Here is a 12,246-nt window from a genome sequence, read left to right on the forward strand (position 1 = left end):
AACCGGGCTTGTTTCATTTAAGGATGGACTTGATTCTAATTGAATCCTTTTACTACCCCGCCGAGCACTTCAAGATATTCTTCAAGCATCTCTGGCATAATGTCAGCCATGTGCCCTACACGGAAGATAGGCGATTCACCCTGTTCTTCCAATTCCTTGTTAATCTTGCCGTAACCGGGGTCAAAAAGATAACCATGACCACGCATAAGCTCTTTCACTTCCTTGAGCTTGTCGATGCTCATATGTGCGGGAGTCTTAAATGTAGTCAGGCTGGGAGAACGGTAACCTTCCTGCGCGAAGAGTTCATAGCCGTCCATGGTCTCTGCCCATTTATGAGCTATGGAGCGCATTTCTTCATGACGCTTGAAGCGACCATCTACGGTCTCATCATTAACTATATAGTCGAGCTGCACACACATCTGGTTGGCAAGGGTACCATTGGGAGTGGTCAGCGTCTGGTTGATTCTGGCCTTCCCAACCTGTGCGATAATGTCCGTAGTATAACCACGGTTTGCAACAGACTCAGCTTTAATCAGGGCTTTTTCACTCACAAATCCGATACCGTACCCGGCTGGCAGCCCCAATGACTTTTGAGTAGAGGTGCAATACATGAGCGGCTTGCATTCATTAATTAATGCAGGAGCACCCCCAAAAATAGAAACCCCGTCTATAATCGGTTCCGCACCGTGGGCACGTATCACTTCGCAAACCGCAACCACATCATTGATGACCCCGGTAGAAGTTTCATTATGGGTAAAAGTGACAATGTCCGGCTTGTGCTCCTTGAGGGCATCTTTCAATTTTTCCAAATCGATAGCATGACCATAAGGGAATTTCAGCTGCACCGCATTCTTACCGTTGACCACAGCCAACTGATGGTAGAGATCGCCAAACGCCCCCACAGAAACATTGAGCACCTTATCTGAATCCGCAACAAGTGAACGAATTGAGGATTCAAGCACGTTGGTACCTGAGCCGTTGAATATAACCGGAATATACCCTTCAGGATTACCGGCAATCGCCATCAGATTACGCATAATTGGTTCAAAGCGCTTGGGATTCTCCGCATCGCGGTGTCCGAATTCAGGAAGAAGCCCGGCTTTGCGCACTTCTTCGCGCAAAAGTATGGGGCCGGTTATAAAAAGTTGGAGCTCTGCAAAATCGTCACCGATCATTATTAGACCCTCTCTTTTTCTGATTTATGAATTTTTTGGAAATTTATTGCGAATTTCGAAATAGGCTTAAAGAAACGTTCTATTGTGAGAAATATGGAGGCAGAAATAATCATTCAGTTCCACCAATTCTGTCAAGCATTAACAACACACAGTCCTTTACAATCGGCGTTACCGTATTTATACATAAGGAGTCCGGCTTGTTATTATAAGCCTCTCACTTGCTGGCCCAAAAGGCGGCTGCTGTCGGATATGTAAAAACTGTTTTGCATTTCTCAATCCTCTGTTTCCTAAAATACTACATATTAATTCAGAGAGTTAATGATCTCGGCCTCCCAAAAAAAGCTGAAAAAAATCATTATTTTGCAAAATAGTTGCTTGATTTTAACCACAGTGGTCCCTATATTCCCTTTTTTCTTCACAGGATGGTGTTCTGCCTCCCTGTAAAAACAAAAACTATTCACGGTAAGAAATTATGCCTCAATTAGGTCCCCATATTTCCATTCCCGCCGAAGCACTGCTGCAACGGGTGCTCGGCCTTGATCCCTTTGAATTTAAAGGCTGGCCAGAAGATGTACGCACCCTTGCGGAAAGCATCGCTGCCGAACTTTTCCTTGTGCGCTACAACCCCTTCATCGACCCCGAATTGGTCCGTAAATCAGTTTCCCGCACCCTGACACTTGCCCGCCCGACCCTTTCCGGCGAGTATCCGCAACGATTGGCCCGTGCTGTTGAAAATTTCTGGCTCAAACAGGATGCGGATAAGGAATTCAAGGACAGGTTCATCGAAAAGATGAAAGAGATTCTTCCCGAGCACTGTATCGGACTTGATCCGCATACCGTAGTCCAGTCCGCAACCGACGCAACAGACCTGCGTATCGAACTGCCCATCGCAGTTCTTTTTCCCGAAGATACAGAACAGGTCCGTGCTATTGTACGTCTTGCCAATGAGATGCAGTTCGGACTTATCCCGCGCGGTGGAGGAACCGGTGCAACCGGGGGTGCTATCCCCGCTCTGGACCGCACAGCTGTGCTCTCCCTTGCCCGCTTCAAAAAAATTCTGAGTGTGGACACCGAAGCCATGACTCTCTGCGCTCAGGCCGGGGTAATCACTCTCGATGCCATTAAAGCTGCGGATAAAAAAGGTGTGCTTTTCACTGTGGACCCGGCATCCAAGGCGGGCTCATCCCTCGGGGGTAACATTTCCGAAAACTCCGGCGGACCTTTTGCCTTTGAATACGGCTGTACCATCGACAACATCATCAGTTACAAGATGGTTATGCCTAAAGGTGATCTCATTGAAATTCGCCGTCAGGGTCACCCCGGACACAAAATTTTCGCCCATGAGAACGCAACCTTTGAAATTTATGATTCCAAAGACCGCCTCATCGACACTATTGAGCTCACTGCCGAAGAAATCCGCACTACCGGACTCGGTAAGGATGTAACCAACAAATATCTCGGCGGTCTGCCCGGCGTGCAGAAGGAAGGGGTCGACGGTATCATCACAGAATGCTGCTTCGCCCTTTATCCCAAACCCAGCAACTCCCGTGTGCTCTGCCTTGAATTTTACGGCCGCTCAATGCGTAACGCAATGCTGGTTATCAAGGATGTAGTGGCCCTGCGCGACACCATCCGCGAAGAAGGCGACCTTGTAAAAATTTCGGCACTGGAAGAATTCGGTCCCAAGTATGTGCAGGCTATTAAATATGTTAAAAAGTCTGACAAGTACGAAGGTGAACCTATCTCCGTACTCATCCTGCAGCTTGATTCAGATGACGAAGCCGCTCTGCAGAGTGCGGTGGACACCATCCTTTCCATTGTCCAGCCCTACGACAGCGTGGACATCTTTGCTGCCCGCGATGAAAAAGAAGCTGAACTTTTCTGGGAAGACCGCCACAAACTCTCGGCAATCGCCAAGCGCACTTCCGGGTTCAAAGTCAACGAAGACATCGTAATTCCCCTTGAAGTAATTCCGGATTTCTCGGACTTCCTTGAGGACCTGAACCTTATCTACCTTGCCAAAATCTACCGCCGCTCCCTGCTTGCAGTTAAGGAATTGCAGGGATTTCCCATTGAAGAACCGAAAGTTGAACTGGCCCTTGAGCGGACCACCAACATTCTCAAAGGCAAAATCACCGGCACGGACATGAGCGACCAGGAACTTGAGGGACAGGTTCACTACCTCTTTCAGGAACTGCGCGACGAATTTCCCAAGCTGGATGCCGAAATCAACAAAATCCTCAAGAAGCTGAAGGATCAGCGCATCATTATCGCCAACCACATGCATGCGGGTGACGGTAACTGCCACGTGAACATCCCGGTCAACTCCAACGACCCGGACATGCTGCACAGCGCCCACGAAGCTGTTGACGATGTATTCAAGAAAGTTCTTGAACTTAAAGGAGAGGTCTCAGGTGAACACGGTATCGGCATCACCAAGATAGACTACCTTTCCGAGGAGAAAATCGAAGCCATCAAAGCATACAAGCTCAAGGTGGACCCTCTTAACATCCTCAACCCCGGTAAACTGACCCGCAGGGATCTCCCGTCCCCGGCATACACGTTCTCGTTCAACAGACTGATCAACGATCTGAACAAGACTGCCATCAAGGACAAAGAGCACCTGATGGAACTGCTCCAGAACATCCAGACCTGTACACGTTGCGGTAAATGCAAACAGGTCTGCCCCATGTATTTCCCGGAGCAGGGTCTCATGTACCATCCACGCAACAAGAACATCGCCCTTGGTGCGCTCATTGAAGCTATTTACTATTCACAGGTCCAGCGTGGCGAACCTTCTCCGCACCTGATGACCAAGCTGCGCAAGATCATGGAGCACTGTACCGCCTGCGGACGCTGCACTTCGGTCTGCCCCATCAAAATTGATTCAGCCGGAGCGGCACTGCAAATCCGTTCTTTCCTCGAATACAAGGGAACCGGGGGACATCCCATTAAAAACGCGATCCTCGGCTTCATTGCCAAAGACCCGCAGAGCAGGCTGCCCAAGACTGCCAAATTCCTCTCCCTTTCCGCAGGGCTGCAGGCAAAGGCAGTGGGGCTCATTCCCGGTCACTGGCGCAGACGCATGGAATCACCCATGCTGCACAGCAAGACTCCGGCCATGGATTTCCGCAACCTGTCCGAGTCCATTCAGCTCGACAAGGGGTCCATGTTCCTGCAGAACACTCCTGCACCGGACAGTGTTTACTACTTCCCCGGCTGCGGCGCGTCACTGTTCTCCAAGGACATCGGTATGGCGACCTTGTACCTGCTGCTTAAATCAGGTGTAAACGTGGTCATGCCCGCAAAACACCTCTGCTGCGGTTACCCCCTGCTGGCAAGCGGCTGTATTGAAGCATACAACACAAACCGCCACCGCAATATCAGCGACATCCAATACCGCATTGCCAAGGCATCCATTGCGGGGATGAAGGTTTCCACCCTTATCACCGCATGCGGAACATGCCGCGAATCTCTTGAATCATACGAATTCAGGGAGCTTGGATACGACCTCAAACGCAGCGATGCAGTGCAGTATCTGCTGAACAATCCTGGCAACCTCAACTTCAGCACCGTAAAGGATGCTCAGGACGTAATCTACCACGCCTCCTGTCATACTGAATGGACGGATGTGCAGAAGAACAAGGCCCCGGAAATTTACCGTAAAGCCATTGCAGACATGCTTGGTGCTGAAGTAACCCTCTCTCCGGGTTGTTGCGGAGAATCTGGACTCGGCTCCATCACCAGTCCTGAAATCTACAATAAGCTGCGTGACCGCAAAGGCGGACAGCTCAAAAAAGATCTTCAGGGACATGGTAAAGAAACACCGATACTTGTCGGCTGCCCTTCCTGCAAAGTGGGTATCAAACGCAATATGCAGACTCTCAAAAAACATAACCGCGTACTTCACACAGTGGAATACATGGCCGAACTCATCGGCGGACCCAAGTGGCGCAAAGATTTCAAGAAAGAACTCGAACGCGCTACCCGTCAGGATGAATTAGTATTGATTTAGATATGATGCGCTATCGCGCTTTTAAGAATAATCGCATTTTGCCTCAGGCGGCTTAGCCCTTTTTGAAAAAAGGGCTAAGAACCCCAAAAACTTTTAGTAGTTTCAGTGAGGAATGTGCAAGTAAAACGGCGAAGCCCTAATAAACGGTTTTGGGATTCTTAAACCCTTTTGCAAAAGGGTTTAAGGCCCCCGGCAGGGTCGCCGAAGGCATTACATGAAAGCATTAGGCATAGACTTCGGGACCAAGCGTGTCGGCTTGGCGATTACAGACCCGGAACGGATGTTTGCTTTTCCGCTCAAAGTGATGGAACGCACCACCCGCGACGCAATGTTCTCGGAGTTGCTTGAAATTATAGAAAATGAGAAGGTCGATGACATTGTTATCGGCCTTCCCTTATCTCTGGACGGGGAAGATACTTTGACTACCAGACAGGTACGTAATTTTGCGGCTTCGCTGGAACGAAGGGTTGACTTGCCCATACATCTTGTTGATGAAAGACTCAGCTCTATTGCAGCGGAAGACGAACTCAAGGAGGCCGGACTTTGGGACCGGAAAAGAAAAAAGAATCTGGACAGCCAGGCTGCGAAAATAATTCTGGAAACGTGGCTCGCCCGAGCATAGTTCTTCGTTTTGTGATGCCTGCCATCGCCTTTGGGTGCATGGCACTCATGCTGGTTGCAGGCTGGTTCATGTACCGCAACTGGACCTTTCTCAATGTCCCCCCGGAACAGGAAGGACGCGAAATTCTTTTCACCATAGCCCCCGGTCAGCCGCTCTGGACTGTTGCTGGCGACCTTGCCGAAGCCGGGCTGATAACCAACGCCAAGCAATTCCGTGAATACGCGCAAACTCAAGGCAAGGCTTCAAAAGTACGGGCCGGGGAATTCAGCCTATGGTCCAACATGACCGCCCCGCAGGTACTCGAAACCCTGACCACATCTTCCGGTATCCTGCATAAATTTTCTGTCCGCGAAGGTCTGACATGGTGGGCTACTGCCGCAAAGGCAGACGCGTCCGGACTGACAGAATATGCAGCATTCAAAAAGGCGGTTTCAGATCCGGAACTGCTGGCTAAGTACAAAATACCGGCCAAAAACGCCGAAGGTTATCTTTTTCCGGAGACCTACCTGCTGACCAGACCCAAAAGCGATACCGGGAAAGTCATGGTAGAGACCATGCTCAAAGAGTTCCGCAAAGCCGCTAACAAGGCTTGGGACGGCAAGCTGCCATCCCCGCAGGAAATCCATAAAACCGTCATTCTTGCCTCGCTAGTCGAAAAAGAAACCGGAGATGTTCGAGAAAGACGCACCATTGCCGGTGTCTTTGCCAACCGTCTTGAAAAAGGCTACCTGCTCCAGTGTGATCCGACTATCATCTACGGGCTGGGCGAAACATTTGACGGCAACCTGCGTAAAAAACATCTGACCGACAAATCCAACCCCTACAACTCATACCAGCACAGGGGACTGCCTCCCGGTCCCATATGCTCACCGGGCCTCGACTCTCTTGAAGCAGCGATCAATCCGGAAAAACATTCATATCTCTATTTCGTAGCCAAGGGAGACGGTTCGCATTATTTCAGCAAATCGTTAAAGGAGCATAATGCAGCTGTGAAGAAGTATCAGTTGCGCAGGAACAGGCAAACGTACAGGTCTTACAACTAACGAATCTACATACAAGCATAAGAAAGGGCGGTCCTGAATCAGATGACTCAGGACCGCCCTTTTCATTATCATGGTAATTCCGGCAAATTAAATTTCTACAAACTCTTCCGCGCTTCCTGCTCAGTCGCATAAACAGAAGCCATCTGGGTTATCCCCATGGAATCGAGTACTGAACGAAAATTTTCGGATAGCCCGGCAATATGTATACCGCACCCACGAGTACGGGCTTTTTCCACCAGCTTGAATAAAGAATCCATAGCTGCCCCGTTAATGGATGACTTTTCCTGAAATATGAGCAGAAAATTTCCTTTGGCCGTACTGAGAGCTTCATCAAAGACATCCAGCAACAGGCCTTCGGATTTAGAAGTCAGGTTACCGCTGATATTTATAACCGCTAACTCATCTTCAAGGGTCAGGCAGATATCCTTCTGCCTGCTGCGGGCGAACTTGATCCTGTCAGCAGAAAGCAGCAGGGCCTTCTCAAGCTCTTCACGCTTGACCGGTTTGTTAAGGAAATCCGTAGCATCCAGATTAAGAGCCTTGATGGCAAGTTCCATATCCCCGTGCCCGGTAATGACGATAACTTCTGAATCCGGTGAAATAGATTTTATTTTTCCCAAAACCTGCAGGCCGTCCATGCCGGGCATTTTGATGTCGGTCATAACAAGGTCAGGCTTTTCGGAGTCAAAAAGACTGATCCCCTCTTCACCGTTTTCAGCAGTAAGCACCTCATGCCCGTAAGCGGTCAAAAGCATCTTAAACATGCTCAAAGTAGCTTTTTCATCATCAATTACTAAAATTTTGCTCATGCCCAACCCCTGAATAACTTATATCTTTCATTTTACCTTAATTTTCGTCCGGTGCAGCAGGAAAGGAAATTATAAAAGAAGTTCCGTTTCCGGGTTCGCTTTCAATATCGATGCTGCCCTTGTAATCTCTCACTATTCCATAAGTAATGGCAAGACCCAAGCCCATCCCATATCCTACCTCTTTGGTACTGAAAAAAGGCTCAAATATTTTGTTGCGCACTTCTTCAGTAATTCCTGCACCGGTATCGGAAACACGGGCGCAAACAAGCCCCCTGTCTTCATAAGTGTCGATATTGATGAAATCCTCGCTCTCCAAGCCAAGGTTTTCACGTTTCTCGGCAATGGCATCGCGGGCATTGTTTACCAGATTGAAAAAAACCTGCTGCAGGCGGTTATCTTCGGCAATAACTTTGGGCAGTCCTTCCACAAGATTCAAATGGATAAAAATATTCTGTAACTCGAACTGCTTGGTTACCAGAGCAAGAACCCCGTTCACCGGAGCATTGATGTCCACTCTGTCGGTCTTGAATCCCGACTTACGCCCAAAGGCACGCAGGGCGCTGATAATCTCGGCAGCACGGTCAACCTGATTGCTGACTTCACTGGCGACCTCCTGCAACTGGGCTGCCGGGACATCACGCCCCTGCTCGGCCATGAGCGCGAGAAATTCGCTGCCCATTTTGATGGCATTGAGCGGCTGATTGACCTCGTGAGCGACCCCGGCAGACATTTCGCCAAGAGACTTCATTTTGGCAGCCTGGACCAACTGGGCATCCTTCTCAATAATTTCGGTAACATCATTCACCGCCACAATCATGGACGGCTGACTCTTATAAGTGATGGGACAGACATGCATATTCACGTAAACGGGAGTCCCTCCCTTACGATAATGAAGAATCTTGGGATAATACACACAACCGGAAGGCCCGCCGTATTCCTCGAAAGCCTTGATACATTCCTCGTTGGCTTCCGGCCCCAGCCTGAGAAACTCCTCCCCGATCAATTCCTGCCGGGAGTAGCCGTAAAGCTCTGTAACACGCGGGTTGGCATCAATAATTCTAAAATCCTCACAGGAAACCACAAGAACAGGGTCCGGGCCGCTGTCAAAAAGCGACTTGTATTTCTCTTCGGACTCACGCAACCTGCGACGGTAGAGCTTGATTGACCAGACCATATTGCGAAAACTATCAGCAAGCTTGACTACCTCATCGCCTTCGCGTTTGTAGTAGAAATGACAGTCCCGGCACTGCTGAAGATTGGCATGACCGTCGATCTCCCTGTCATCACCTACGGTTGAAAGATCAAAATGCCAGCATGGAAAATCAGTATTGTAATAGGCCGGACAATTGGAAGCATTCCAGTCCGTACCGCCGGCAAGCAGATCGAGACTGAAATCGAAATTTCCTCTTGAAAGCTCATCTGAAACACGGGTCAAGGTACTGACCGGCTGGGTAATATACTTGGCCAGACGATGGCTGATCACAAAGATAATAATGACAACAAAAGAAATAAAGCCCAGAAAAGTAAACCTGAGGGTGGAAACCAGTTCATCAATATGAATTTTGTTCAATCCCACATGGACAGTTCCGATACGGTACAGCCCTTCCTTAATTGGTACGGCAATGTCGTATGCGGAAGTCCTGCCCAGATCAATACGCCGAACTGATTTGCCGTCTCCTTGCGGAATTGGGTTGGCGAGATCAAGCCCCTTGGGAAACGGTTGGGTAAAAGTATGGCAAAGCACTTTGCCATCCTTATCCAGAATGTAGATGTAAGTGATAAGATGCTGCCGCTCACGCAGCTTTGCCTCTTCAAAAGCAAGACTGAGCAGCCGTGGATAATCCTTATCGAGAATGTATCCGGCGCCGCGTTCAGCAATGGAATAGGCAATTGCCACCCCGCGCAACTCCAGTTCCTTGGTCAAAGAAGAAACCAGAATCCACCGCGCCAGCAGGGCGATAATTGCACTGATGATCAGGATAACCCCAAGAGTTGAGAAAAAAATCTTATTCTTAAGGGTCAGTCCGGAAAAACGCTCTACAAGATTCTGCTTTGTAAAAAAGCTCATTTCACAGCTCCATTTCTCAGCTCGGCCCAATTCCTGATCAATTCGAACCGGCCTTCACTCAAACGGGTGAAATAAACTTTGTCCATTCCCTGATGATCAGCATCGCCGTAGGAGACTGTAATACCCGGCGCAATTTCATAATTATTCATGGTTTCAATTGCCCGGATAAAACCCTCCCTGCTGAGGTCTCGTCCGCTGCGCTTCAAACCTTCCACAAGGATACGGGCGTTGAAAAAACCTTCCAGTCCGACAAGGCTGGGAGTTTCCTGCGGATAATACTGCTTCAGCAGCTCAATGTAGCTCGCAGCTTCAGAACTGGAAAGATCCCTGTCGTCAGCAAAAGGCGGAACCACTTGCGACATGATAACCAGTTCCTTGCCTGATTTCAGATTACGGGCAAATTCACGCGCTCCCATAAATGAGACCGTATAATAAACCGGACTGACTCCCTCACTCTCAAGCCGATCCATAAATTTGATGCATGGCCCGCTGGTCCCGATCATGAAAACAGCCTCCGCCCCGGAATCCCTGATTCGCTCGACTCCCTCACTTACATCAAGGGAACCACGGGTGTAGGAACCTCTGGCTACGGGTTCCAGATTGTAATCCTTCAAAGCCAATTCAGTCCCGGTCAACCCGTCAAAACCGAAGGCGTCATACTGGTAGAAGACAGCAATTTTAGTGATCCCAAGGTCCTCCACCATATGGCGTACAGCTTCACGGGTTTCCTGATAGTAAGAAGGACGGATATTGATCAGATAGCGGTTAAACGGCTTGCGTAAGGCATCGGCACCGGTAAACATCCCCAGCAAGGGGATACGGGCGTCCTCAACCAGCGGAAGGACCTCCACCGTTGTAGGTGTACCCACATAACAGAACAAGGCAAAAATCTTGTCCTCGATTATCAGCTTCTGGGTATTGATCAAACATTTCGGGGGATCGTAGGAATCATCGTAGGCAACAACCTCAATCGTCCTTCCATGGACTCCGCCGTTTGCATTGACATGCTTAAGGTATGCAAGAGCCCCGTGCAGAGTCTGGATACCCAGATAGCTGGCGTGCCCCTCAAGGGCCAAAGACGCACCAAGTACCACTTTGTCCGGATAAATGCCTGCGTTTTGACTTTCCTCAACCTTTACAGATACAGTGCGTTCACATGCGATAAGAAGCAGAAACAGAAGCAAAAACAGGAGCAGAAATAATTTTTTTTTCATAACCTAGCTTTCATGTTCGGGATGACTCAGGCTCATAGCCATAACCGCCTGCCCTTTAAAAAGGGAACTGCGTTTACGTGGCGGAATTTTCAGGCTACGCATAAATTGTAAACTCAGACGGGACATGCCCCGGCCCAAGCCACGTGCTGCCCGGATTTCCGCATAGATCAGGTGCGGCTGGAAAGAATTTCGCGCGGGCTGGTAGATCAGCATACACAAAATAACCTTGTCATTACGGGCTATGACCTTGCTTCCCTTACGGACCATGGCGGTGAGGGCAATGCCGCCTTTTGAAATATCAAGAACCTGTGGAGCTGAAGGATTAGGCGTTTTAAATTTACGGTTATCGATAAGTATATCAGGCTCGGTATTGTCCAGCATAAAGTCAATGTTATAGTCCTCGGATTCAAGACGCCATACTTTAATCTTGATATAACGCTGATCCGCAACCTTACGCCGGGCAAAGATCCTGCGCTTAATAAAACCGAAAGAGGACCGGCGGGTTATAACCATGCCTTTTTCGGGAGATTTGCTTTTCACCAACCCGACAAAAGCATTAACTTTTTTACCATCCCGCATCATTTCCGGAAAAATGCACTTAACCTGGGAATCGACCTCAAGCAAATCGTCACTGACCAGATCTTCGAAAGTAACTACAATATCAAGCCCTTCAACCCCGGCAACAGTAACTACTGCCACAAGAGAACGCTGACCGGAACGTTCCACAAGCACGTCCACCTGCAAACGGCTCATGACCAGTTTGTTAAGAATATCCTCATCACTTGAGACTTTCCAAGCCCCGCTGCCGGATCCGGCATTTCGCGAAAACTGTCCCCCGCGCTTTTCCGGGACAGTATCATCTTCGTCCACCATCTGAGAATGGACCCCCAAAGGGGTGTTTTTCAACAATGCATTTAAGAACTTCTTGGCACCGTATTTTTTCAACCAATAACCGAACAAAAGCAGCAAGATACCTATGGTCAGAAATATAAAAAACACCTTCACCTCGCCCTGCATCGGTGGCAGGCCGTGAAAGGTATCTTGAATTGTTCCCAGAAATCTTGAATCTACTTTGGACTGTATCATATAAAAAAAACCGTTGTGGTCATTAAAAGTACCCCATCCTTTTTACGGTATACAGGTACAGTTCAAGCTAGCTTATTACTGACAAAAGGTCACCGCTATATTAAATGAGTATATCCTGACTTTTGAAGCCAGTATACACTACATTCCTACAATACAAATATTTTTTAATTTCATTAACCTACCCCTTGCCGACATTGAACACAATATGTAAATA

At 48.7% G+C, this 12,246-nt stretch carries 8 protein-coding genes; 3 read left to right on the forward strand and 5 right to left on the reverse strand.

Translation table 11 applies throughout. The features are described 5' to 3' along the window. Positions 1-35: 35 nt before the first annotated feature. On the reverse strand, positions 36-1,175 hold the full coding sequence (locus ACKU41_RS06465; RefSeq protein ID WP_319780523.1) for an aminotransferase class V-fold PLP-dependent enzyme: 1,140 nt from the start codon (positions 1,173-1,175) through the stop codon (positions 36-38). Between the two features lie 472 nt (positions 1,176-1,647). Between ACKU41_RS06465 and ACKU41_RS06470 the strand changes: the two genes are divergently transcribed. The 3 genes from ACKU41_RS06470 (at position 1,648) to mltG (ending at position 6,855) form a co-directional block, all read left to right on the forward strand. Continuing rightward, positions 1,648-5,190, forward strand: a complete 3,543-nt coding sequence (locus ACKU41_RS06470) for an FAD-binding and (Fe-S)-binding domain-containing protein (RefSeq protein WP_321404688.1) — start codon at positions 1,648-1,650, stop codon at positions 5,188-5,190. A gap of 214 nt (positions 5,191-5,404) precedes the next feature. Continuing rightward, positions 5,405-5,812 (forward strand): Holliday junction resolvase RuvX, encoded by a 408-nt coding sequence (gene ruvX / locus ACKU41_RS06475; protein ID WP_319780525.1) that lies wholly within the window; start codon positions 5,405-5,407, stop codon positions 5,810-5,812. Then, positions 5,734-6,855: an endolytic transglycosylase MltG gene (gene mltG, locus ACKU41_RS06480; RefSeq protein ID WP_321404689.1), complete on the forward strand. Its 1,122-nt coding sequence runs from the start codon at positions 5,734-5,736 to the stop codon at positions 6,853-6,855. The genes ruvX and mltG overlap by 79 nt, the downstream gene beginning before the upstream one ends. Before the next feature lie 95 nt (positions 6,856-6,950). Here the strand turns inward: mltG and ACKU41_RS06485 are convergent, their stop codons facing one another. From ACKU41_RS06485 to ACKU41_RS06500, 4 genes are read right to left on the reverse strand one after another with little or no spacing between them, the layout of a single operon-like run. Then, positions 6,951-7,664: a response regulator gene (locus ACKU41_RS06485; RefSeq protein WP_321404690.1), complete on the reverse strand. Its 714-nt coding sequence runs from the start codon at positions 7,662-7,664 to the stop codon at positions 6,951-6,953. A 37-nt stretch (positions 7,665-7,701) separates the two neighbouring features. Then, a complete protein-coding gene (locus ACKU41_RS06490; RefSeq protein ID WP_319780528.1) occupies positions 7,702-9,732 on the reverse strand; it encodes an ATP-binding protein in 2,031 nt (676 codons plus the stop codon). Next, positions 9,729-10,946: an ABC transporter substrate-binding protein gene (locus ACKU41_RS06495; RefSeq protein ID WP_319780529.1), complete on the reverse strand. Its 1,218-nt coding sequence runs from the start codon at positions 10,944-10,946 to the stop codon at positions 9,729-9,731. The genes ACKU41_RS06490 and ACKU41_RS06495 overlap by 4 nt, the downstream gene beginning before the upstream one ends. Before the next feature lie 3 nt (positions 10,947-10,949). After that, positions 10,950-12,032: a hypothetical protein gene (locus ACKU41_RS06500; RefSeq protein ID WP_321404691.1), complete on the reverse strand. Its 1,083-nt coding sequence runs from the start codon at positions 12,030-12,032 to the stop codon at positions 10,950-10,952. Positions 12,033-12,246 lie beyond the last annotated feature (214 nt).

The organism is Maridesulfovibrio sp. (genome assembly GCF_963678865.1).
Taxonomy (GTDB): domain Bacteria; phylum Desulfobacterota; class Desulfovibrionia; order Desulfovibrionales; family Desulfovibrionaceae; genus Maridesulfovibrio.

Excerpts from the sequence above, each read along its gene's own strand:
- ACKU41_RS06495 (WP_319780529.1), bottom strand. The coding sequence starts at position 10,946 with ATGAAAAAAAAATTATTTCTGCTCCTGTTTTTGCTTCTGTTTCTGCTT.
- ACKU41_RS06465 (WP_319780523.1), bottom strand. The coding sequence starts at position 1,175 with ATGATCGGTGACGATTTTGCAGAGCTCCAACTTTTTATAACCGGCCCC.
- ACKU41_RS06485 (WP_321404690.1), bottom strand. The coding sequence starts at position 7,664 with ATGAGCAAAATTTTAGTAATTGATGATGAAAAAGCTACTTTGAGCATG.
- ACKU41_RS06500 (WP_321404691.1), bottom strand. The coding sequence starts at position 12,032 with ATGATACAGTCCAAAGTAGATTCAAGATTTCTGGGAACAATTCAAGAT.
- ACKU41_RS06470 (WP_321404688.1), top strand. The coding sequence starts at position 1,648 with ATGCCTCAATTAGGTCCCCATATTTCCATTCCCGCCGAAGCACTGCTG.
- ACKU41_RS06490 (WP_319780528.1), bottom strand. The coding sequence starts at position 9,732 with ATGAGCTTTTTTACAAAGCAGAATCTTGTAGAGCGTTTTTCCGGACTG.
- ruvX (WP_319780525.1), top strand. The coding sequence starts at position 5,405 with ATGAAAGCATTAGGCATAGACTTCGGGACCAAGCGTGTCGGCTTGGCG.